Origin of the sequence: Lysobacter changpingensis (genome assembly GCF_017308985.1) — a bacterium.
GTDB lineage: Bacteria > Pseudomonadota > Gammaproteobacteria > Xanthomonadales > Xanthomonadaceae > Lysobacter_J > Lysobacter_J changpingensis.
This window is the reverse complement of sequence record NZ_JADWPE010000003.1, coordinates 1,086,541-1,108,647: the sequence shown is the minus strand read 5'-3', so window position 1 is coordinate 1,108,647 and position 22,107 is coordinate 1,086,541. Positions and strand designations below refer to the sequence as shown.

21 protein-coding genes and 1 pseudogene are annotated in these 22,107 nt (G+C 68.1%); 17 read left to right on the top strand and 5 right to left on the bottom strand.

All coding sequences use genetic code 11. The annotated features are described in order from the left end of the window. The first annotated feature begins 13 nt into the window (after positions 1-13). The 3 genes from I4U41_RS12110 (at position 14) to I4U41_RS12100 (ending at position 3,801) form a co-directional block, all read left to right on the top strand. Positions 14-946, top strand: coding sequence for an ATP-binding cassette domain-containing protein (locus I4U41_RS12110; protein WP_206861651.1), 933 nt, complete (start codon positions 14-16; stop codon positions 944-946). Then, positions 943-2,055 (top strand): ABC transporter permease, encoded by a 1,113-nt coding sequence (locus I4U41_RS12105; RefSeq protein ID WP_206861344.1) that lies wholly within the window; start codon positions 943-945, stop codon positions 2,053-2,055. The genes I4U41_RS12110 and I4U41_RS12105 overlap by 4 nt, the downstream gene beginning before the upstream one ends. Positions 2,056-2,148: 93 nt before the next feature. Then, complete coding sequence (locus I4U41_RS12100; RefSeq protein ID WP_320415183.1) at positions 2,149-3,801, top strand: amidohydrolase; 1,653 nt, start codon at positions 2,149-2,151, stop codon at positions 3,799-3,801. 74 nt (positions 3,802-3,875) lie between these two features. Here I4U41_RS12100 and miaB read toward each other — a convergent pair whose 3' ends face one another. After that, a complete protein-coding gene (gene miaB / locus I4U41_RS12095) occupies positions 3,876-5,276 on the bottom strand; it encodes a tRNA (N6-isopentenyl adenosine(37)-C2)-methylthiotransferase MiaB (protein WP_206861342.1) in 1,401 nt (466 codons plus the stop codon). Positions 5,277-5,622: 346 nt separating this feature from the next. Between miaB and I4U41_RS12090 the strand changes: the two are divergent. The 7 genes and pseudogenes from I4U41_RS12090 to I4U41_RS12060 form a co-directional block, all read left to right on the top strand. Then, positions 5,623-6,237 (top strand): annotated as a pseudogene (locus tag I4U41_RS12090) (lytic transglycosylase domain-containing protein); the annotation flags it as partial. Positions 6,238-6,361: 124 nt separating this feature from the next. Continuing rightward, positions 6,362-7,285 (top strand): lytic transglycosylase domain-containing protein, encoded by a 924-nt coding sequence (locus tag I4U41_RS12085; RefSeq protein WP_206861341.1) that lies wholly within the window; start codon positions 6,362-6,364, stop codon positions 7,283-7,285. 193 nt (positions 7,286-7,478) lie between these two features. Then, positions 7,479-8,102 carry a ubiquinol-cytochrome c reductase iron-sulfur subunit gene (gene petA, locus I4U41_RS12080; protein WP_206861340.1) on the top strand — a complete coding sequence of 208 codons (624 nt, stop codon included), beginning with the start codon at positions 7,479-7,481 and terminating at the stop codon, positions 8,100-8,102. A 3-nt stretch (positions 8,103-8,105) separates the two neighbouring features. Continuing rightward, positions 8,106-9,365, top strand: a complete 1,260-nt coding sequence (locus I4U41_RS12075) for a cytochrome b (protein ID WP_206861339.1) — start codon at positions 8,106-8,108, stop codon at positions 9,363-9,365. 37 nt (positions 9,366-9,402) lie between these two features. Next, positions 9,403-10,164, top strand: a complete 762-nt coding sequence (locus I4U41_RS12070) for a cytochrome c1 (protein WP_206861649.1) — start codon at positions 9,403-9,405, stop codon at positions 10,162-10,164. Between the two features lie 147 nt (positions 10,165-10,311). Then, complete coding sequence (locus I4U41_RS12065; protein ID WP_158984988.1) at positions 10,312-10,947, top strand: glutathione S-transferase N-terminal domain-containing protein; 636 nt, start codon at positions 10,312-10,314, stop codon at positions 10,945-10,947. 130 nt (positions 10,948-11,077) lie between these two features. Next, the gene (locus tag I4U41_RS12060; protein ID WP_320415182.1) at positions 11,078-11,578 is read left to right on the top strand and encodes a ClpXP protease specificity-enhancing factor; all 501 of its coding nucleotides are present in this window, start codon (positions 11,078-11,080) and stop codon (positions 11,576-11,578) included. 169 nt (positions 11,579-11,747) lie between these two features. Here the strand turns inward: I4U41_RS12060 and I4U41_RS12055 are convergent, their stop codons facing one another. Next, positions 11,748-12,068 (bottom strand): DUF3301 domain-containing protein, encoded by a 321-nt coding sequence (locus I4U41_RS12055; RefSeq protein WP_206861337.1) that lies wholly within the window; start codon positions 12,066-12,068, stop codon positions 11,748-11,750. Positions 12,069-12,168: 100 nt separating this feature from the next. Here I4U41_RS12055 and I4U41_RS12050 point away from each other — a divergent pair, with 100 nt between their 5' ends. Next, positions 12,169-12,960: an FHA domain-containing protein gene (locus tag I4U41_RS12050; RefSeq protein ID WP_206861336.1), complete on the top strand. Its 792-nt coding sequence runs from the start codon at positions 12,169-12,171 to the stop codon at positions 12,958-12,960. Positions 12,961-12,972: 12 nt separating this feature from the next. On the opposite strand, the gene nadC is transcribed toward I4U41_RS12050, so the two are convergent. Beyond that, the gene (nadC, locus tag I4U41_RS12045; RefSeq protein WP_206861335.1) at positions 12,973-13,839 is read right to left on the bottom strand and encodes a carboxylating nicotinate-nucleotide diphosphorylase; all 867 of its coding nucleotides are present in this window, start codon (positions 13,837-13,839) and stop codon (positions 12,973-12,975) included. Continuing rightward, positions 13,836-14,105: a Trm112 family protein gene (locus I4U41_RS12040; protein ID WP_206861334.1), complete on the bottom strand. Its 270-nt coding sequence runs from the start codon at positions 14,103-14,105 to the stop codon at positions 13,836-13,838. The genes nadC and I4U41_RS12040 overlap by 4 nt, the downstream gene beginning before the upstream one ends. A gap of 61 nt (positions 14,106-14,166) precedes the next feature. Here I4U41_RS12040 and purE point away from each other — a divergent pair, with 61 nt between their 5' ends. Both purE and I4U41_RS12030 read left to right on the top strand, forming a co-directional pair. After that, positions 14,167-14,670 (top strand): 5-(carboxyamino)imidazole ribonucleotide mutase, encoded by a 504-nt coding sequence (gene purE / locus I4U41_RS12035; RefSeq protein WP_206861333.1) that lies wholly within the window; start codon positions 14,167-14,169, stop codon positions 14,668-14,670. Further along, entirely contained in the window at positions 14,667-15,806 is a 1,140-nt protein-coding gene (locus I4U41_RS12030) for a 5-(carboxyamino)imidazole ribonucleotide synthase (protein WP_206861332.1), read from the top strand. Before purE ends, I4U41_RS12030 begins: the two co-directional genes overlap by 4 nt. 334 nt (positions 15,807-16,140) lie before the next feature. Here I4U41_RS12030 and I4U41_RS12025 read toward each other — a convergent pair whose 3' ends face one another. Further along, on the bottom strand, positions 16,141-16,719 hold the full coding sequence (locus I4U41_RS12025) for a superoxide dismutase (RefSeq protein WP_206861331.1): 579 nt from the start codon (positions 16,717-16,719) through the stop codon (positions 16,141-16,143). 157 nt (positions 16,720-16,876) lie between these two features. Here I4U41_RS12025 and grxD point away from each other — a divergent pair, with 157 nt between their 5' ends. The 4 genes from grxD (at position 16,877) to I4U41_RS12005 (ending at position 22,026) form a co-directional block, all read left to right on the top strand. Next, positions 16,877-17,197: a Grx4 family monothiol glutaredoxin gene (grxD, locus tag I4U41_RS12020; protein WP_206861330.1), complete on the top strand. Its 321-nt coding sequence runs from the start codon at positions 16,877-16,879 to the stop codon at positions 17,195-17,197. Beyond that, complete coding sequence (locus tag I4U41_RS12015; protein ID WP_206861329.1) at positions 17,194-17,970, top strand: SDR family NAD(P)-dependent oxidoreductase; 777 nt, start codon at positions 17,194-17,196, stop codon at positions 17,968-17,970. Before grxD ends, I4U41_RS12015 begins: the two co-directional genes overlap by 4 nt. A 10-nt stretch (positions 17,971-17,980) precedes the next feature. Next, the gene (locus tag I4U41_RS12010; RefSeq protein WP_206861328.1) at positions 17,981-18,577 is read left to right on the top strand and encodes a YhgN family NAAT transporter; all 597 of its coding nucleotides are present in this window, start codon (positions 17,981-17,983) and stop codon (positions 18,575-18,577) included. Between the two features lie 284 nt (positions 18,578-18,861). Then, the gene (locus tag I4U41_RS12005) at positions 18,862-22,026 is read left to right on the top strand and encodes a TonB-dependent receptor (protein WP_242525131.1); all 3,165 of its coding nucleotides are present in this window, start codon (positions 18,862-18,864) and stop codon (positions 22,024-22,026) included. Positions 22,027-22,107: the final 81 nt, after the last annotated feature.

The following is a 22,107-nucleotide window of genomic DNA, read 5'->3' as shown; positions in this document are numbered from 1 at the left end:
CGACGAGCTCGCCATCCGCGCGCGTGGCCTGACCAAGCGCTTCGGCCAGCTCGTCGCGGTGGACCACGTCGATCTGAGCGTGCCGCGCGCGAACGTGTACGGCTTCCTCGGCCCGAACGGATCGGGCAAGACCACGACGATCCGCATGCTGTGCGGCCTGCTCACGCCGAGCGACGGCGATGTGGAAGTGCTCGGCCTGCGCGTTCCGGAACAGGCCGAGGAGTTGCGTCGCCGCATCGGCTACATGACCCAGAAGTTCTCGCTGTTCGAGGACCTGACCGTGCGCGAGAACCTGGAATTCCTCGCCGCCGTGCAGGACATCCCGCGCGCGGCGGCGGGCAAGCGCATCGATGAGCTCGTCGAGCAGTACCACTTCGCCGATCGCCAGAAACAGCTCGCCGGCACCATGAGCGGCGGCCAGAAGCAGCGCCTCGCGCTCGCCGGTGCGGTGATCCAGAAGCCGGAACTGCTGTTCCTGGACGAACCGACGAGCGCGGTGGATCCCGAATCGCGCCGCGATTTCTGGGAAAAACTGTTCGATCTGGCCGACGCCGGCACGACGATCCTCGTGTCCACGCATTACATGGACGAAGCCGAGCGCTGCCATCGCATCGCGATCCTCGACCGTGGCGCGCTCGTCGCCGACGGCACGCCCGACGAACTCACCCACGCGCTCGCCGGGCGCACGCTGGAAGTCATGGCGAAGCAGCCGCGTCGCGCGCAGCAGGTGCTGATGGGCGTGCCGGGCGTGCTCAGCGTGGCGCAGATCGGCAACGCGCTGCGCGTGCTCAACGACGCCAACGGCGATGCCGCCGATCGCGTGAGGAAAGCGCTCGCCGACGCGGGGCTCGACGCCGAAGTCGCCGCTTCGCATCCGAACCTGGAGGACGTGTTCGTCTCCTCCACGCGCGGACGCGACCACGAGGCGCCGGAGAAGGCCGCATGAACCTGCGCCGGCTGTTCGCGATCGTGATGAAGGAACTGCGGCAGATGCGCCGCGACCGCATCACGCTGGCGATGATCGTCGGTATTCCGGTGATGCAGCTGGTGCTGTTCGGTTACGCGATCAACCTCAACCTGCGCGGCCTGGACACCGGCATCGCGGATCAATCCAACACCGCCGCCTCGCGCGCGCTGGTGATGGACATGGTCGCCACCGGCGTGATCGATCCGACCGTGAGCGCGACCTCGCCGCAGCAACTGATGGAGAGCCTGCGGCGCGGGGAAATCAGCATCGGGGTGGTGATTCCGCCGGACTTCGAACGCCGCCGCTTCGAAGGCCGCGAAGCCGTGCAGGTGCTGGTCGACGGCAGCGACACGGTGGTGCAGAGCGCGGCGGTGCAACTGGCGCAGTTGCCGCTCGACACGCGACCCACGGACAACCGCGTCGTCGGCAGCGTGGGGCAGGTCGGGCCGGGGCAGGTGAGCGTGGTGAGCTTCTACAACCCGCAGCGACGTTCGGCCATCAACATCGTGCCGGGCCTGATCGGGGTGATCCTGACGATGACGATGGTGCTGTTCACCGGCGTCGCGATCGTGCGCGAACGCGAGCGCGGCAACATGGAGCTGCTGATCGCCACGCCGCTGTCGAGTTCGGAACTGATGATCGGCAAGGTGCTGCCGTACGCGGCGATCGGCCTGATCCAGACGACGGTGATCCTGGTGCTGGGCACGTGGCTGTTCGACGTGCCGGTGCGTGGCAGCCTGCTCGACGTGTACCTCGCCGGCGTGCTGCTGATCCTCGCCAACCTGACGCTGGGCCTGCTGATATCGACCAGGGCGCAGTCGCAGTTCCAGGCGATGCAGATGACCTTCTTCGTGTTCCTGCCGTCGATCCTGCTGTCGGGTTTCATGTTCCCGTTCGCGGGCATGCCGAAGGTGGTGCAGTGGCTGGCCGAACTGCTGCCGCTCACGCATTTCCTGCGGCTGATCCGCGGCATCATGCTGCGCGGCGCGGGCCTGACGGAACTGTGGCCGGACGTGCTGGCGCTGATCGCCTTCATCGTGGTGATGATGACGCTGGCGATATCGCGGTTCCGCAAGCGGCTGGATTGAGTCGCCGCACCGCGGCCGGGACTTGCCACGACGCACGCGATTGCGCACAGTCCGGACACTTTCGGACATGAGGGGAACGGGATGCGCAAGCTGGTGTCAGCGGTTTCGGCGGTGCTGGTGGCGATGTCCGGTCACGCGATAGCCGCGCAGGTCACGGTGCTCAGCGCGGCGCGCATCCACACCATGGAAACCGCGCAACCGAAGGTGCAGGCGCTGGCGTTCGACGACACCGGCCGCATCCTCGCGCTGGGCGCGACCGCAGACCTGATGAAGCGCTATCCGAAGGCGGACCGCATCGACGCGGGCCAGGCGACGGTGATTCCCGGCCTGATCGACGCGCACGCGCACGTGTCGGGCCTGGGCATGACGATGCTCAGCGCGGACCTCGTCGATGCGTCGAGCAAGCAGGAAGTGCTGCAACGCCTCAAGACGTTCGAGAAGCAGTTGCCCGCCGGCGCGTGGCTGATCGGCCGCGGCTGGGACCAGAACGACTGGCCGGAGAAGGCATTCCCGAGCGCCGCCGACCTGGATGCCGCCTTCCCCGATCGCCCGGTCTGGCTGGAGCGCATCGACGGCCACGCCGGATGGGCCAACAGCGCCGCGATGCGCGCGGTGAAGCGCGGTCTCTCCGGCGACTGGCAGCCCGACGGCGGTCGCATCGAACGCGATGCGCGCGGGCAGCCGACCGGCATCTTCATCGACGCCGCCTCCGCGCTGGTCGACGAAGCCCGCCCGCCGCTCGACGAAGCGACCGCCGAGCGCGCACTGACGCTGGGCATGCAGTCGGCGGTCGAACACGGCCTCACCGGCGTGCACGATGCGGGCGTGAGCCTGGCCGAACTGAAGCGCTACCAGCGCCTCGCCGATCGCGGTGCGATGCCGCTGCGCATCACCGCGATGGCCGACGGCAACAGCGAAGCGCTGGAATCGCTGTGCCAGCACGGGCTGTACACCCATCCGTCGGGCCGCCTGCAGATGCGCACGCTGAAGCTCTACGCCGACGGCGCGCTGGGCAGTCGCGGCGCGGCGATGCTGAAGGAATACAGCGACGATCACGGCAACCTCGGCATCATGGTGACCTCGCCCGAACAGATCGCCGTCGCCGTGGACAAGGCGAAACGTTGCGGCGTGCAGGTCGCCACGCACGCCATCGGCGATCGCGGCAACCACGTCGTGCTCGAAACCTACGCGAAGGCGCTCGGCCAGAACGCGGCGACGACCGATCACCGCTGGCGCATCGAACATGCGCAGGTGCTGTCGCCGGCGGACCTGCCGCGCCTGGCGCGGATGCACGTCATCGCGTCGATGCAACCCACGCACGCGACCAGCGACATGCCCTGGGCGGAGGACCGCGTAGGACCGCAGCGCATCATCGGTGCGTACGCGTGGCGGCAGTTGCGCGACAGCGGCGCGCGACTCGCGCTGGGCTCGGATTTCCCGGTGGAATCGGTCGATCCGCGCTTCGGCCTGTACGCCGCAGCAACGCGCGCCGACGCGCAGGGCCTGCCCGCTGGCGGCTGGTTCCCGCAGGAGAAGCTCACGGCGTTCGAGGCGCTGCGCGGCTTCACCCTCGACGCCGCCTACGCAGGCTTCGCCGAAACGCAGGTGGGCAGCCTCGCCGTCGGCAAGCGCGCGGATTTCGTGGTGCTGAGCGAAGACCCGCTGGCGATCGCGCCGAACGGCCTGCGCAACCTCACGGTGCAGGCGACGTACGTGGACGGGAAGGCGGTGTATCGCGCGAAGTGAGTCGGCGCGCCGGATGCGCGGCTGTCATCCGGCATCGGGCTTGAACCGCAACGGATGAAGGCGCGACGTGGCCGTCAGGCCACGTCCGCGTCCGCCATCGCCACGCGTCCGCGCAGCGAATTGCTCATCGCCTCGGTGATCACCACGTCGACGAACTGGCCGATCAGGCGCGGATGGCCCGGGAAGTTCACCGAGCGCATGTTCTCGGTCTTGCCGGTGAGTTCGTTCGGATTCTTCTTCGACGGGCCTTCGACCAGCACGCTCTGCACGCTTCCGACCATCGCGTCGGAGATCGTGCGCGCATGCGCGTTGATGTGCGCCTGCAGGCGCGACAGGCGCGCGTGCTTCTCCTCGCTGGAAACGTTGTCTTCCAGGTCGGCCGCCGGCGTGCCGGGGCGACGCGAGTAAATGAACGAGAACGACTGGTCGAAGCCGACGTCCTCGATCAGCTTCATGGTCTTCTCGAAATCCGCGTCGGTCTCGCCGGGGAAGCCGACGATGAAATCCGAGCTGATCGAGATGTCCGGACGCACCGCACGCAGCTTGCGGATCTTCTGCTTGAATTCCAGCGCCGTGTAACCGCGCTTCATCGCCGCCAGGATGCGGTCGCTGCCGGCCTGCACCGGAAGATGCAGGTAGTTGGCGAGCTTGGGCACGTCGCGATACGCCTCGACCAGCGAGTCGGAGAACTCCAGCGGATGCGAGGTGGTGAAGCGGATGCGGCCGATGCCTTCGATCTCGGCGATGGCGCGGATCAGCAGGCCGAGGTCGGCGACTTCGCCATCGCCGAACGGTCCGCGATACGCGTTGACGTTCTGCCCGAGCAGATTGATCTCGCGCACGCCCTGCGCGGCGAGGTCGGCCACTTCCACCAGCACGTCCTCGAACGGGCGGCTGATTTCCTCGCCGCGCGTGTAGGGCACCACGCAGAACGAGCAGTACTTGCTGCAGCCTTCCATGATCGACACGAACGCCGACGGTCCTTCGGCGCGCGGCTCGGGCAGGCGGTCGAACTTCTCGATCTCCGGGAAGGAGATGTCGACCTGCGGCAGGCCGGTGTCGCGGCGGGCCTGGATGAGTTCGGGCAGGCGGTGCAGGGTCTGCGGGCCGAAGACCAGGTCCACGAACGGCGCGCGCTTCACGATCGCCTCGCCTTCCTGCGACGCCACGCAGCCGCCGACGCCGATCACCACCGGCTTGTCACCCTGCTTGAGCGACTTCCAGCGGCCGAGCTGGCTGAAGACCTTCTCCTGCGCCTTCTCGCGGATCGAGCAGGTGTTGATCAGGATGACGTCGGCCTCTTCGGCGTTGTCGGTCAGCACCAGACCGTCGCTGGCGGCGAGCACGTCGGCCATCTTGGCCGAGTCGTACTCGTTCATCTGGCAACCGTGGGTCTGGATGTAGAGCTTCTTCGTCGCGGGCGCGGGGGAAGCGTCGGTGCCGCGCGTGGCGGCCGGGGTCTGGGTCTGGCTCATCTGGCTCGATCCGGGAAGGGCGGCGGTTATTCCGCGCCGGAGGGGGCGCCATTCTACAGGCCCGGGCGACCGCAGGCCGCGCCGGGCCGGGAATCGCGTTTGCTGGTCCGAGGGCAGGAGGAGGGCGCGCGGGCCGCGCCGGCAGGCCCGTACGTTCGTGGAATCGCTGAAGGCTCGCCTTGCATCGCTGGGGTTCGCCGGGCTGCTGGTGGCGGCGACCTCCGCGTGGGCGCAATCCGCTCCGGCCCAGCTCGGGCAGCCGAGCCGGCCGGCCGCGCCGGGGCGGACGCTCGGGTTCGCGGGCGGGGCGGCGGTCCATGCGGATGCGCCCGCGACCGGCCAGGCGCCGGGCTCCGCCGCGGCGACGCCGCCGATGCGCGTCGCCCAGGGCCAGGTCTACCGGTTCGTCGAGGGCGGCGTGGTCCACTACGCCAGCCAGCGGCCCAGCCCGCGCGCCGGGCTCGGCCAGATCAGCCGGCTCACCTATACCTACATGGAAACCTGCTACGCCTGCGCGCTGCAGCCGGGCGTGGACTTCGCGACGATCCGGCTCGACACCCAGACCTTCAGCGCGGAAATCGCCGCGGCCTCGCGCGACTTCGGCGTCGACGAGGCGGTGGTGCGGGCCATCATCCACGCCGAATCGGCCTACAACCCCAACGCGATCTCGCGCGTCGGCGCGCAGGGCCTGATGCAGCTGATGCCGGCGACGGCGCGGCGCTTCGGTGTGGTCAACGTGTTCGACATCCGCCAGAACATCCGCGGCGGCGTGCAGTACCTGGCGTGGCTGCTGCGGCGGTTCGACGGGAACCTGGTCCTGGCCGCGGCCGGCTACAACGCGGGCGAGGGTGCGGTCGACCGCTATCGCGGCGTTCCCCCGTTCGACGAGACCCAGCGCTACGTGCAGCGCGTCGCCCTGCTGGCCGAGCGCTACCGCACGGCGAGCGCGATGCGGCGCTGAGCGAGGTGGCCGGTTCGCGTTCCGCGGACGGGTCGCAGATGCGGATGCGGGCGTGGTCACGTTTCCCGCTCCCTGCGCAATCAAGGACTTGTGAAGGGGCGGGAGACAGGACACACTCGCCGCCATGAGGGGGGGCTCGCTGCTGCTGGGGATCGTCTGCCTGTTGGCCGCGGCGCCGTCCGTGGCCGGCACGCTCTACCGTTGCGAAGGCGCCGACGGCGCGCGCAGCTACGTGAGCAAGCGCGTGGCCGGCGCCCGGTGCACCGTCATCAGCCACTCGGCCGACCGCCCCGCGCGCACGTCCGAATCCCCGAAGCCGGCCGCAGCGGTCGGCGGCATGACCTCGGCCTCGTCCGTCACGGTGGCGGCTTCGGCGCCCGCCGTGGCCTCCGTACCGGCCGTCGCGACCGTCGCCACGTCGGCGCCGATCGCCCCGACGCCCACGACTTCCTACAACGCGCCGCGCGTGGTGCGCGGGCAGGTGTACTCGTACATCAAGGACGGCGTGCGCCACTACACCAGCCGCAAGCCGCACGGCGTGGCGAACGCCTCGGCGGTGCGCACCATCCGCTACAGCTACATCCAGACCTGCTATGCGTGTTCGGCCCGCCCGGGCGTGAACTTCGGCACGGTCCGCCTCAACACCGACGCCTACCGCGACGAGATCGCCGCCGCCGCGCGCCAGCACGGCGTGGACGAGGCGATCGTGCGCGCGATCATCCACGCCGAATCGGCCTACAACCCCAACGCGCTCTCGCGTGCGGGCGCGCAGGGCCTGATGCAGTTGATGCCGGGTACGGCGCGGCGCTTCGGCGTGAGCAACGCGTTCGACGCGAAGCAGAACATCCAGGGCGGCGTGCAGTACCTGGCGTGGCTGCTCAAGCGTTTCAACAACAACCTGACCCTCGCCGCCGCAGGCTACAACGCGGGCGAGGGCGCGGTGGACAAGTACAACGGCGTGCCGCCCTACAGCGAGACCCAGCGATACGTCCAGCGGGTGGGCGTGCTGGCGGACCGCTACCGGGGCGCCATGGCCGTGATGCGCTGACGATTTTTCCCGTCCCGCGCCCGGTCGGGCGTGGGCCGCGTGCGCGCCCGTCGAGCGGACGAGTCGTGCAACGTGAAGCGGATTGTCGGCTCATTCACGGTTCCGTTACACTTCCCCGTCTTTTGTGCCGCGAGCCGTCGCCAGTGGCGTGGGTTGTGCGGCGAAACTTCGTTCCAGCTTTGCGGAGTGCCGGATGGCCAACCAAGGGGTCAACGATCCTGTCAACCAGGGCCGCCGTCGGTTCCTGACCGCGACCACTGCCGTGGTCGGTGCGGTCGGTGCCGGTTTCGTGGCGGTGCCGTTCATCAAGTCCTGGAATCCGAGCACGCGGGCGAAGCTCGCCGGTGCGCCGGTGACCGCCGACATCAGCGCCCTCGAAGAAGGCCAGCGCCTGATCCTGGAATGGCGCGGACAGCCCATCTGGATCGTCAAGCGTTCCAAGGCGATCCTCGACGCGCTGCCGACCCTGGATTCGCACCTGCGCGATCCCAAGTCCGAGAACAAGGACCAGCAGCCGGCGTACATCACCGGTGAGCTGCGTTCGATCAAGCCCGAGATCTCCGTCCTCGTCGGCCTGTGCACCCACCTGGGCTGCTCGCCCGAAATGAAGGCCGAGATCCGCCCCGAGCCGTTCGATCCCGAATGGAAAGGCGGCTACTTCTGCCCGTGCCACAAGTCGCGCTTCGACATGGCCGGCCGCGTGTTCCAGGGTGTCCCGGCGCCGACCAACCTGCTCGTGCCGCCGCACCATTACGAGAACGACACCACGATCGTCATCGGTGTCGACCCGTCGTCCAGCAGCAAGGGAGCGGCGTAAGCCATGGCGAACATCTTCACGAAGGCCGCCAACGGCGTGATGGACTGGGTCAACGAGCGGGCCCCGGCGATGATGCCGGCGTACCGCAAGCACATGACCGAGTACTACGCGCCGAAGAACTTCAACTTCTGGTACTACTTCGGTTCGCTCGCGCTGCTGGTGCTGGTCAACCAGATCGTCACCGGCATCTTCCTGACGATGCACTTCAAGCCGTCCGCGGCCGAAGCGTTCGCGTCGGTCGAATACATCATGCGCGACGTGGAGTGGGGCTGGCTGATCCGCTACATGCACTCCACCGGCGCGTCGATGTTCTTCATCGTCGTGTACCTGCACATGTTCCGCGGCCTGATGTACGGCTCCTACCAGAAGCCGCGCGAGCTGGTGTGGATCCTGGGCATGCTGATCTACCTGGTCCTGATGGCCGAAGCCTTCATGGGCTACGTGCTGCCGTGGGGCCAGATGTCGTTCTGGGGCGCCAAGGTGATCATCTCGCTGTTCGGCGCGATCCCGGTCATCGGCAACGGCCTGACCGAATGGATCATGGGCGACTTCCTGCCGGGCGACGCCACGCTGAACCGCTTCTTCGCGCTGCACGTCATCGCGCTGCCGCTCGTCCTGCTGCTGCTGGTCGTGCTGCACCTGGGCGCGCTGCACGAGGTGGGTTCGAACAACCCCGACGGCGTCGAGATCAAGAAGGGTCCGAAGGGCAACCGCTGGGATCCGAACAAGCCGGCCGACGGCATCCCGTTCCATCCGTACTACACGGTGAAGGACCTGTTCGGCGTCGGCTTCTTCCTGATCATCTGCGCGTTCGTGATCTTCTTCGCGCCGGCCTTCGGCGGCTGGTTCCTGGAGCACGACAACTTCACCGAGGCCAACCGCCTGGTGACGCCGGAGCACATCAAGCCGGTGTGGTACTACACGCCGTACTACGCGATGCTGCGCGTGGTCCCGGACAAGCTGCTGGGCGTGATCGTGATGTTCGCGGCGATCGCCATCCTGTTCTTCGTGCCGTGGCTCGACCGCTCGCCGGTGAAGTCGCACCGCTACCGCGGCTGGATCACCAAGGTGATGCTCGCCATCCTCGCCATCTGCTTCCTGTGGCTGGGCAAGATCGGTGCCGGCCCGGGTACCGATCCGGTCGAAACGATCATCGGTCGCGTGCTGACGTTCCTGTACTTCGCCTTCTTCATCAGCATGCCGATCTGGACCAAGCTCGACAAAACCAAGCCGGTACCGCAACGGGTGACGATGCATGACTGAGATGACCGCTCACGCCATCCACCGCCCCGTCCAGAAGATGCGCATCGTGAACAAGTTCGCCACCTTTGCCGCCGGCCTGCTGGTGTCCTTCGCCGCGCTGACGACCAGTGCGTCGGCAGCCGAGGGCGGCCACCTGATGCAGTCGGGCACCGACCTGGGCGACCGCGCGTCGCTGCAGCGCGGCGCCCAGCTGTTCATGAATTACTGCTCCGGCTGCCACTCGCTGAAGTACCTGCGCTACTCGCGCATGGCCGAGGACCTGGGCCTGACCGAAGAAGAGGTGATGAACAACCTCAACTTCACCGGCGCCAAGTTCGGCGAGCAGATCCAGGTCAGCCTGACCCCGGACCACGCCAACCAGTGGTTCGGCAAGATGCCGCCGGACCTGAGCCTGATCTCCCGCGTCCGCGGCAGCGACTGGATCTACACCTACCTCAAGTCGTTCTACCTGGACGAATCGCGTCCGCTGGGCTGGAACAACAAGCTGTTCCCGAACGCCTCCATGCCGAACCCGCTGTGGGAGCTGCAGGGCCTGCAGCACGCCGAGTTCGGCGAGGCCGACAAGGCCACCGGCGAGCGGCCGGTGCTGGGCCTCAAGGTCACCCAGCCGGGTCACCAGGGCGCCGAGGAGTTCAACCAGTCGGTGCGCGACATCACGGCATTCCTCGAGTACGCCGGCGAACCGGCCGCCCTCAAGCGCCAGAGCATGGGCGTGTGGGTGATCCTGTTCCTGGCGATGTTCACCCTGCTGGCCTACCTGCTCAAGCACGAGTACTGGCGGGACGTGGACAAGCACTGATCGCATGCTGTATCCCTTGGAGCCCGTACAGGAATGTGCGGGCTCCTTGGTTTGCAGGCAGCAGCAGCTGATCGAGGCCGTGACGACCGTCCACACGGGGTGGACGGCGTCTAACCACCGGCGGAATCCGGTGGCCGGAGAGGTCGAATGGCGGCGAGTCCACGTATGCGCAATGCCCTGACGCTGTTTTCTTCCACCGACTGCGTGCTGTGCCATCGCGTGCGCCTGGTGCTGGCCGCGAAAGGCGTGACGTACGACCTGGTGCCGGTCGATCCGCAGAACCCGCCGGAAGACCTGGTCGACCTCAACCCGTACCACTCGGTGCCGACGCTGGTCGAGCGCGACCTGGTCCTCTACGCGGCCAGCGTGGTCAGCGAATACCTCGACGAACGCTATCCGCATCCGCCGCTGATGCCGGTCGATCCGCTCTCCCGCGCGCGCCTGCGCCTGGCGATGCTGCGGCTGGAGCACGACTGGGTGCCGCAGGTGCAGGCCATCCAGTTGGGCAACAAGGCCCAGGCCGAAGCCGGCCGCAAACGCCTGAAGGAATTGCTGACCGCATCGGTCCCGCTGTTCAAGGCGAGCAAGTTCTTCCTGAACCCCGAAATGAGCCTGGCCGACTGCGCGATGGCGCCGATCATCTGGCGCCTGGACGCGCTGGGCGTGCCGCTGCCGAAGGACGGCAAGGCCATCGAGGATTACGGCAACCGCATCTTCCGCAACCCCGGCTTCACCCGCAGCCTGACCGAACAGGAACGCAAGCTGCGCGAACTGCCAGCCTGAGGGGGCCTGATCGGGTGCGAGAACGACACGGGCCTTCGGGCCCGTTTTCGCTTCCCGCGCGTCCGTTTGGCCGACGCCGAGCACGCCGCGCGTGTACCTGGGGGCGACCCCGCGGCGCTACACTCCCGACATGAGTCAGGAAAGCACTTCTTCGATGACCAGCCATCGTCCGTACCTGCTGCGGGCGCTGTACGAGTGGATCGCCGACAACGGCATGACGCCACACCTGCTGGTCGATGCCACCCGCCACGGCGTGCAGGTGCCCACGCATGCGGTGAAGGACGGCAAGATCGTCCTCAACATCGCCGAGCGCGCGGTGTCGCGCCTGGAGATGGCCAACGACGCCATCCGCTTCAGTGCCCGCTTCGGCGGCGTGAGCTATCCGGTGACGGTGCCGGTGCAGGCGGTGCTGGCGATCTACGCGCGCGAAACGGGGCAGGGCATGGCGTTGCCCGAAGACATCCATGCGGCGGGAGAGGAAGGCGAGGTCGACATCGAACTGGCCGACGAAACGCCCGCAAGTCCGCTCAGCGCCGTGCCGAGCGAGCCGGCGCCCGACGGCGACGACGAGGGCCCGCAGACGCCGACGCCGACGCCGCGGCGCGGGGCGCACCTGCGCATCGTGAAGTGACGCATCGGCGCGTTCGCGCGAAGCGCGGGCGCGTCTGCCGATAGGTCATCCCCGCGAGGCGGGGAACCCGGCTTGTTCCCGCATCAGCGCGCCGGCGTTTGTAACGCGGGTAAGCGAAGCGCACCCAGGATGGGCGCCCGCGAACCCCGGTGCGCTTCGCTTGCCCGGGCTAATGCAAAGCCGAAGGCTCCCGCGTCACCGGCCCGGTGAACGCCACCAGCCGCTCGCCGCGCAGCACCAGCTTGCCGACGTGGCGGTCCTCGCCGTTGATCGAGTAATCGAAGCGGAACGTGCGCTCGAAGCCGAGCCAGCCGCTCTCCTGGCGATACAGCCGAATGCCGATCGCGTGCACGCTCTGGTCCAGCCACTGCACGCCGGCGGCGCGGCAGGCGTCGCGCCCGACGGCTTCGGCGCGTTCGGCGGCGGCACGGCTGGCGCTCCAGAATGCGAACGCCATCGCAGCGACGATCATCAAGATCAGTAGAGTCATGCCGATTACTGTGGCGACGTGCCGCGCCGCTCGCAAGTTCCGGAGCGCAGGCCTGTCGGCACAGTCGGACCAGGGAACCGCTGCAGGGGGCAGATCCCGCTTGAAACTCGTCTTTCCGGGTGGCGAACACCCGCAGGTACTGCTCGGTCACGGCGTAAACCGCGTCGGCTCCGATCCGGAATCCACCATCGTCATCGACCGTCCCGGCGTCATGCCGCAACACTGCCAACTGCACGTCACCGCGCAGGGCGTGATGCTCGACGTGCCGGCCGGCACCACGGTCAGCGTCAACGGACGGCAGGTGCAGGGCCTGATCGCGCTACGCCCAGGCGACAGCGTCGGCTTCGACCAGGTGCAGGCCAAGCTCGCCGCGCTCGGTCCGCCGCCGGTGGTCGCGCGCCAGTCGGTGCCCGGGCCGGATCTGGTGTCCGCCAACGACGACCCCGGCGTCACCGCCGTGCGTCCGGTGCTGCCGCGCTTCTTCCTGCGCAGCGTCTCGGCGGAGCTGGGCACGCGCAGCGATGCGATCGTCGGCGTGCTGACCGTCGGCCGCGGACCGGACTGCAACCTGCGTTTCGATGCGCCGGGTTTGTCGCGCATGCACGCGCGGCTCATTCCCACCGACGCCGGAGTGCAGGTCGAGGACCTTGGCTCCAGCAACGGCACCTTTCTCAACGGCAAGCGCGTCCTGCGCGGCGAGGCGAAGGTCGGCGACGAACTCGCCTTCGACGTGCTGCGTTTCCGCCTGGCCGGCGCGGCGGCGACGGAGCCGGTGCAGGTGGTGGCGACGTCGATGCGCAAGCCGCAGTCGCGGCGTTCGCCGTGGCCCTGGGTTGCGCTGGTGCTTGCGCTGGCCGCCGCGGGTGCCGCGGCCGTGGTGCTGATGCCCTGACGCGCCGCCGCCTCAGGCAGGCGGCGGACCGAGCTTGAGCGACAGGTCGATCGCGCGGACGTGCTTGGTCAGTCCGCCGATCGAGATGCAGTCCACGCCGTCTTCGGCGATCGCGCGCAGGGTCTGCATGTCGACCCCGCCGGATACCTCCAGCGGGATGCGCCGGGCGACCGGCGCCTCGTGCGCGATACGCACCGCCTCGCGCCGCATCGCCGCATCGAAATCGTCGATGAGGATGCGGTCGCAGCCTTCGTGCAGCGCTTCGCGCAGCTGCGCGATCGATTCGACTTCCACGATCAGCGGCAACGCCGGATGCATCGAGCGTGCGGCGCGGATCGCCGCGGCGATCGAGCCGGCCGCGCGCACGTGGTTTTCCTTGAGCATCACCGCGTCGAACAGGCCGATGCGATGGTTGACGCCGCCGCCGACGCGCACGGCGTACTTCTGCGCCTGGCGCAGGCCGGGCAGGGTCTTGCGCGTGTCGAGGATCTTCGCCGCCGTACCGCGCACCGCTTCGACGTAGGTCGCGGTGGTCGTGGCCGTGCCCGACAGCGTCTGCATGAAATTGAGCGATGCACGCTCGGCGCTCACCAGCGCACGCGCGCGGCCGTGCAGCGTCGCCAGCACCGTGCCGGCCTTCACGCGGTCGCCTTCGTCCACGCGCCAGTCGATGCGTACCAGCGGATCGAGTGCGCGATGGCAGGCATCGAACCACGGCCGCCCGCACACGACGGCGTCTTCCTTGCACAGCAGGTACGCGTCGTCGGCGACGTCCGGCAGCAGCGCCGCGGTGACGTCGCCGTCGCCCAGGTCCTCGGCGAGCGCGAGCGCGACGTCCTGCGCGACGGCCTCTGCCGGCGGCGGAGCGAAGGCGCTCATGCGCCGGGGAAGGCCGGGATCTGCGCGGTGGCGATGGCTTCCTCGGCCAGCAGCACCGGGATGCCGTCGTCGATGCGGTAGACGGTGCGGCGATCGCGCGTGACCAGCGCCTCGCGCAGCGGCTCGGTCTGGGCGCTGCCGTCGGCGCGCTGCAGCCCGCCGGACTCGATCGCGGCGTTCAGCGCCGTGAGGCCCCGGCCGTCCAGCATCTGCAGCGGCTGGCGGGTGGTGGGGCAGACGAGCAGGTCGAGCAGCTTGCGGTCCATGGAATGCGGTGCCGGGGGAAGACGGGGCGTTAGAATACGTCTTTGTCTCAGGACCCGCCCAATGTCCGGAACTGCCGCCGCCCCGCTCGTGGGCATCGTGATGGGATCGCGCTCCGACTGGGAGACGATGCAGCATGCCGCCGCGAAGCTGGAGGCGCTGGGCGTCCCGCACGAAGTGCGCGTGGTGTCCGCCCACCGCACGCCGGACGTGCTCTTCGAATACGCGGCCACGGCGAAGGCGCGCGGCCTGCGCGCGATCATCGCCGGCGCCGGCGGCGCGGCGCACCTGCCGGGCATGCTCGCGTCCAAGACCGCCGTTCCGGTGCTGGGTGTGCCGGTGCAGAGCAAGGCGCTCAACGGCATGGATTCGCTGCTGTCGATCGTGCAGATGCCGGCGGGCATTCCCGTTGCCACCTTCGCCATCGGCAACGCCGGCGCGGCCAACGCCGCGCTGTTCGCCGCCGCGCTGCTGGCGAACGAGCAGCCCGCGATCGGCGCGGCGCTCGACGCCTTCCGTACCCGCCAGACCGACGACGTGCTGGCCAACGACGATCCGCGCAAATGACCACGGTCGGCATCCTCGGCGGCGGCCAGCTCGCGCGCATGCTCGCGTTGTCTGGCGCGCCGCTCGGCCTGCGCTTCCTGGTGATGGACAACGTCGCCGACGCGTGCGCGGGGCAGTTCGCGCCGATGGTCGTGGGCGATTACCGCGACGAAACCACGCTGGCCGAATTCGCCTCGCGCGTGGACGTGGCGACGTTCGATTTCGAGAACGTGCCGGCCGAATCGGCGCAATGGTTGAGCGAGCGCGTGCCGGTGTTCCCGAATCCCGGCGCGCTCGCGACCGCGCAGGATCGCCTGGCCGAGAAGACGCTGTTCCGCGAACTGGGCATTCCGGTGCCGCCGTTCGCGGCGATCGACACGCGCGAGCAGCTCGATGCCGCACTCGCCGACATCGGCACGCCGTGCATCCTCAAGACGCGTCGGCTCGGTTACGACGGCAAGGGCCAGTTCCGCATCAAGACGCTCGCCGATGCCGATGCCGCGTGGGACGCGCTCGGTGCGCAGGCGCCGAAGGTCGGGCTGATCCTGGAAGGCTTCGTGCACTTCCAGCGCGAGCTGTCGGTGGTCGCCGTGCGCGGCCGCGATGGCGAATTCCGCGCATGGCCGCTTACCGAGAACTGGCACGTCGATGGCGTGCTCTCGGCGAGCCTCGCGCCGGCGCGCGTGGACACCGCGCTGGGTGAGATCGCCTACGACTACGCACGCCGCCTCGCCGAGGCGATGGATTACGTCGGCGTGTTCGCACTCGAATTGTTCTGCCGCGACGGCGAACTGCTCGCCAACGAGCTCGCGCCGCGCGTGCACAACTCCGGCCACTGGACGATCGAAGGCAGCGAGACCAGCCAGTTCCAGAACCACCTGCGCGCGGTGCTCGGCCTGCCGCTGGGCGACACGCGCATGGTCGGGCAGGCGTGCATGCTCAACTGGATCGGCGAGATGCCCGACGCGCTGCCGATGCTGCGCGAGCCCGGCGGCCACTGGCACGACTACGGCAAGCTGCCGCGCGCGGGCCGCAAGGTCGGCCACGCGACGTTGCGCGCGGACGATGCGAATGCGCTGGCGATGTCGCTGGAGCGCGTCGGTGCGGCGCTGGGGCGTGAGGCGCAGGTGGCGCCGGTGATCGGGGCGTTGCGCTGACGCGACGTCGTTCGCGCCTCCACGGGTTCGCGCCTTGGCGGAATGACGATCGCCTGCCGTTGCAGCCCGGGTCAGCCAAGCGCACCCGGGATCGACGTGCATCGACGCGGAGACGTCGCCCCGGGTGCGCTGCGCTTACCCGGGCTACAAAGGCATGGCTGGCGCGTGAAGCGCGGGTGGCGCCGGTGATCGGGGCGTTGCGCTGACGCGACGTTGTTCGCGCCCCCACGGATTCGCGCCTTGGCGGAATGAGGTTCGCCTGCGTGGCGCCGCGCGGAAAAGAAAACGGCCGGGTTTCCCCGGCCGTTCTCGCATCTCGAAACGCGACGCGAACTTACTTCAGGTTCGACGCCACGAAGTCCCAGTTGACCAGGTTCCAGAACGCCTCGACGTACTTCGGGCGGGCGTTGCGGTAGTCGATGTAGTACGCGTGTTCCCACACGTCGCAGGTCAGCAGCGGGGTGTCGTCGCCGGTGATCGGGGTGTTGGCGTTGGAGGTGCTCACCAGGCCCAGCGATCCGTCCGGACGCTGCACCAGCCAGCCCCAGCCCGAACCGAAGGTGGCGATGGAGAGCTTCGAGAACTCGTCCTTGAACTTGGCGAAGTCGCCGAAGGCCTTGTTGATCAGCTCGGCCAGCTTGCCGGTCGGCTCGCCGCCGCCGTTGGGCGAGAGGCAGTTCCAGTAGAAGGTGTGGTTCCATACCTGCGCGGCGTTGTTGAACATGCCGCCCTGCGCCTTGCGGATGATCTCCACCAGCGACAGCTGCTCGAACTCCGTGCCCTCGATCATCTTGTTGAGGTTGTCCACGTAGGTCTTGTGGTGCTTGCCGTGGTGGTAGTCGAGCGTCTCGGCCGAGATGTGCGGTTCCAGCGCGGTGCGGTCGTAGGGCAGGGGGGGCAGTTCGATGGCCATTGCGGGCTCCTGGGGGCTGGCTAGGGAATGCCGGGCGGCGCTGGTGAACTGCGCGCGTCCGCGGCTTGCGGAAGGCTTACAATTGGACATTCTATCCCCACGTTCCGTTGCCGTGCCGTCAACCGCCCGGCAACGCACCATTGCAGGAGTTGTCGCCATGTCCGTGATGGAGCGGATCCAGGCCGAGGTCGAAAGCCATCCCATCGTCCTTTTCATGAAGGGCACCGCGCAGTTCCCGATGTGCGGCTTTTCCAGCCGCGCGGTCCAGGCGCTCAAGGCCGCCGGCGCGACGCAGCTGCACACGGTCAACGTGCTGGAGGATCCGGAGATCCGCGCGAACCTGCCGCGCTATTCGAACTGGCCGACCTTCCCGCAGCTCTTCATCCACGGTGAGCTGATCGGCGGTTGCGACATCACGCTGGAGCTGTTCGAGTCGGGCGAACTGGCGCGCATGATCAGCGAGACGCAGCGCCAGTGAGTCCATCGGAAGGTCAGGGCGCCCGGGCCGGAGCGGCGCTCGAAGGACGCGTCGTCCTGGTCGCCGGCGCGCATGGGGGACTGGGCAGCGCGGCGGCGCAGGCCTGCGCACGCGCCGGGGCCACGGTCGTGCTGCTCGGCCGCAAGGTGCCGAAGTTGAATCGCGTGTACGACGCGCTGGCGCAGGTCGGGCCCGAGCCGCTGCTGTACCCGCTCGACCTCGAAGGCGCCAGCGCCGACGACTACGCCGAGCTCGCGCAGCGCATCGAAGCCGAACTTGGACGGCTCGACGGCGTGCTGCATTGCGCCGCCGATTTTGCCGGCCTCACGCCGCTGGCGCAGACCGATCCGGCGACGTTCGCGCGCGCCGTGCACGTGAACCTCACCGCGCCGTGGTGGCTCACGCAGGCGTGCCTGCCGTTGCTGGCGAAGGCGGAGGACCCAGCGGTGGTGTTCGTCGTCGACGACCTCGCGCGCGTCGGCCAGGCGTACTGGGGCGGATACGGCCTCGCGCAGCAGGGCCGCGAAGGCCTGGTGCGCATGCTGCATGCCGAACTCGCCAACTCGCCGATCCGAGTCGCCGGCCTGAGACCCGGCCCGATGCGCACGCCGCTGCGCGCGAAGGCCTACGTGGAAGAGAACGATCGCGCCGCCGTCGAACCGACGGCCTACGCCGCCGCCTGCGTGACGCTGCTGTCGTCCGCCGGTGCCGTCCATCGCGGACAGGTGTGGGCGCCGAAGCCCGCCGCGGTCGCGCTGACCCAGCTGCAATGACGGAACGTCCATGACCATCGCTTCCGCAGCGCTGCTGCTGTTCCTCATCCTCGACCCGCTCGGCAACGTGCCGGTCTTCCTGAGCCTGTTGCGCGGCCTGCCGCCGCAACGCCAGCGCATCGTGCTCGCGCGCGAGCTGCTGATCGCGCTCGCCGTGCTGATGATGTTCCTGTGGGGCGGCAAGTACGCGCTGGAACTGATGCACCTGCGTCAGGAGTCGGTGTCGATCGCCGGCGGCATCGTGCTGTTCCTGATCGGCATCCGCATGATCTTTCCGCCGCCGGAAGGCCTGATGGGCGAGATCCCCGACGGCGAGCCCTTCATCGTGCCGATGGCCATTCCGCTGGTCGCCGGCCCATCAGGCATGGCGGCGGTGATGCTGATGGGCAGCAACGAGCCCGAGCGCCTCAACGAATGGAGTCTCGCGCTGCTGATCGCCTGGGGCGCGACGGCGGCGATCCTGTTCTCGGCCACGCTGCTCTACAAGCTGCTCGGCCGCCGCGCGCTGACCGCCATCGAGCGCCTGATGGGCATGCTGCTGGTGGCGATCTCCGTGCAGATGCTGCTCGACGGACTGGGTACGTACCTCCAGATCTCGCCTCCATAACGCGCGCGAGTTGGCGACGCCCGATCCGGTTTTGCCGGGTCGGGCGTTTTCGCATCGGCGTTGACGCATGACGGCGGGAACCTGCGTCAGGGCAGGTTTACGGCGTGTGGCCGTTGGTGACCGCCGTCACGTCCCTGTCACACACCCCTCCTAGCCTGTTAAACTGACGTTAACCGGCGGGCTCCGGCCCGACGCCCCAGGGGGCGAAAACCATTTCCTGCTCAGGCGCGACCGGGGTCGCGCCTGACATCCCTCTTGTGAACCCTGTAATCGAGGCCATCGTAATGACCCATCCCAACCGCGTCCGCATGTCCAAGCTCACGCTTGGCCTGCTTGCCGCCCTGGCTGCCGCTCCCGTGTTCGCGCAGTCCACCTCCGCCGGTGTCGGCGGCATGGTGACGAGCAACGACGGCCAGCCGGTCGCCGGCGCCGAAGTCGTCATCACCCACGTCGAGTCGGGCACGGTGAGCCGCGCCACGACCGACGCGAGCGGTCGTTACGCCGCGCGCGGCCTGCGCGTCGGTGGTCCGTACACGGTGACCATCACCAAGTCGGGCGAAGGCACGAAGACGGAAGACAACGTCTACCTCGACCTCAACAAGATCAACACGATCAACGCCGCCCTCACCGGCGACGTGACCACGCTGGACTCGGTGACCGCGGTCGCCGTCGGCGGTTCGGATGTCTTCAGCGCGACCAAGATGGGCGCCGGCACCGCCGTCTCCCGCCAGACCATCGAAGCCCTGCCGACCAACGGCGGCAACATCCAGGACTACATGCGCCTGGATCCGCGCGTGGCGTTCATCGATCGCGCCTCGGGCAGCATCAGCGCCGGCGGCCAGAACCCGCGCTACAACGCCATCCGCATCGACGGCGTGTCGGCTTCCGACACCTTCGGCCTGGAAGGCAACAACATGCCGACCCGCCGCCAGCCGGTCTCGATGGAAGCCATCGAAGCGATCAACGTCGACCTGGCCAACTACGACGTGACCATCACCGGCGCCACCGGCGCGGTGGTCGACGCGGTGACCAAGTCGGGCACGAACGAATTCCACGGTTCGGTGTACGGCTACTACCGCGATGGCGACTGGTTCGGCGACGACCCGACCGGCGCGCCGTTCAACGGCTTCACCAAGGAAGAAACCTACGGCATGACCCTCGGCGGTCCGCTGGTCAAGGACAAGCTGTTCTTCTTCGCCAACTACGAGAAGTTCAAGCAGGCCGCGCCGGGCGCCGACATCGCCAACACGCCGCTGGGCCTGGGCATCATCCCGTCGGATGATCCGTCCGAAGCGCGCGACATCGCGCTGGCCGGCAACGGCAACTTCGCGCCGTTCGACGCGGGCGACCTGAGCAGCGACGGCGACACGGACCTCGAGGAATACGCGGTCAAGCTCGACTGGAACATCAGCGACAACCACCGCGCCGACTTCCGCTACAGCAAGCTGGAGCAGAGCAAGCTGCGCCTCAACGGCTTCTTCTCCGGCAGCACGGGCGCGGCCTCGCTGAGCTCGTACTGGTACCAGCACGACAAGACCATCGAGAACTACGTCGCCCAGCTCTTCAGCGACTGGACCGATACGTTCTCGACCGAGTTCAAGGTCTCGTACCGCGACTACTCCGCGATCCGCAACACCCCGACGCAGGGCACGCCGGCGATCGAACTCGCCTACGGCGACGCGAACGACGACGGCGTCGGCCAGCGTCCGCAGCTGTACCTGGGTACGGAAACGAACTCGCAGTACAACGACCTGTTCACCAAGACCTGGAACTACTTCGGCGCCGGTACGTTCACCCTGGGCGACCATGATCTGAAGTTCGGTGCGGACTACTCGACGAACGAGATCTTCAATCTCTACGCGCCGTACGTCGACGGTTACTACACCTACAACAGCATGGAAGACTTCCGTGCCGGCCTCTGGAGCTACCGCCAGTTCCGCACCCCGCTCGGCGGCGACGTCAACAACATGGCCTCCGACTACACCTACAAGGCGATGGGTGTGTTCGTGCAGGACCAGTGGTACGTCAGCCCGAACCTGACGCTGACCTTCGGCGTGCGCGGCGATCGCTTCAAGATCGACGAGAACCCGGCGCACAACGCGCTTGCGCAGGAAGTCTACGGCTACGACAACAGCGACGTGGGCGGCGACGAGTGGCTGTGGCAGCCGCGCTTCGGCTTCAACTACACCTTCGACACCGAGCGTCCGACGCAGCTGCGCGGCGGCCTGGGCCTGTTCCAGGGCGATTCGCCGCAGGTGTGGCTGTCCAACGCCTACAACACCACGGGCCTGACCTACACGCAGGTCGAAGAGTTCGCGCAGCCGGGCGTCACCCCGTCCACGCCGCGCCAGAACGTCAACTTCATCTCGCCGGACTTCGAAGCGCCGTCGGTGTGGAAGGCCAACCTGGCGTTCGATCATGAGCTGCCGTGGTACGGCCTGGTCGGTTCGGCCGAGCTGCTGCTGACCAGCGTCAACAGCGGCCTGTTCTACAAGCGCCTGGACATCGGCGAGTCGACCGCCGCCGGCCAGGACGGTCGCGCGCTGTACTGGCGCAACCCGAACACGTTCTCGTCGGCCCGCGCCAACCGCGATCCGCGCTTCGGCGACGTGCTGCTGCTCGACACCACCGACAAGGGCGAGAGCCAGCAGTTCACGGTCAGCCTGAGCAAGCCGTGGACCGAGGCGAGCGACTGGTCCTGGTCGCTGGGTTACACCTACACCAACGCCACCGAAGTCAGCGGCCTGACCAGCTCCACCGCGACCTCGGGCTGGAACTACAACTACGTGTTCCAGGCCAACGAGGAAGTCGCTTCGACGGCTCGCTACGAGATCAAGGACCGCATCTCCGGCCAGCTGAACTGGAAGCACAAGTTCTTCGGCGACAACACCACCAGCGTCGGCCTGTTCTACGAAGGCCGCAGCGGTCGTCCGTTCAGCTACGTCTTCACCAACGACATGAACGGCGACAGCCGCACGAACGACCTGTTCTACGTGCCGAACGGCCCGGGCGACGTGCTGTTCACCGGTGGCGCGGCGATGGAAGCGGAGTTCTTCGACTGGCTCGCGCGTAATCCGGAACTGGCCCGCTACGCCGGCCAGGTGGCTCCGGCCAACGCCGGTCGCGCGTCGTGGGTGAACACCTTCGACGTCCGCATCAGCCAGGAACTGCCGGGCTTCTTCGAGGGCCACAAATCCGAGATCTGGCTGGACATCATCAACGTCGGCAACCTGCTCAACAAGGATTGGGGCCACATCTACGACTACGGCTTCTTCGCCGACCAGACCGTGCTGCGCGCGGTGGGCATCGATCCGGCCACCGGCAAGTACATCTACAACTTCTCGCCGGACTCGGTGGAAGCTCCGGCGGTCGCCAACGCGGACGCCGACGGCTTCAACCAGGGCGTGTCGCAGTGGTCGCTGCAGCTGGGCTTCCGCTACAAGTTCTAAGTTCCAGGCGTCATCGCTGCACCGAAAACGGCCGGGTTTCCCCGGCCGTTTTCTTTTTATGGGGCAGGGGGCTAGAGTCGC